This window comes from Photorhabdus heterorhabditis (assembly GCF_018448905.1).
In the GTDB taxonomy this organism is placed as follows: Bacteria; Pseudomonadota; Gammaproteobacteria; order Enterobacterales; family Enterobacteriaceae; genus Photorhabdus; species Photorhabdus heterorhabditis.
In genome coordinates, this window is record NZ_RCWA01000211.1 from 1 (window position 1) to 248 (window position 248).

Sequence of the window (248 nt, forward strand, 5' to 3'; positions counted from 1 at the left end):
CACAACAACTGGATCTCTTCGGGCAGATAAAGGGATAAAAACTCCCTGGCCGTTTCGGGCTGCGTTAAAAAATGCTTGAATAACGCGTCATGGTGAGGCCGTTTTTCTTTCTTTGCCACAATCTGTTTCTCTGTCTTATCAGGTAGTCATGACTACTCGTTGTCTATCCCCGTCATCTTTCAAGTTGGCGGCACTCACTCCAGTTACAGAGTTATCTATGCTCCCGGGGATTCGCGCTCTTGCCGCCG

Annotated in this window: 1 protein-coding gene; it reads right to left on the reverse strand. The window is 48.8% G+C overall.

Features of this window, described 5'->3' with window-relative positions:
- Nucleotides 1–119: Rpn family recombination-promoting nuclease/putative transposase (locus EAE89_RS23335; protein ID WP_214086705.1), on the reverse strand; the 119-nt coding region annotated here is incomplete at its 3' end.
- Between the last annotated feature and the right edge of the window lie 129 nt (nucleotides 120–248).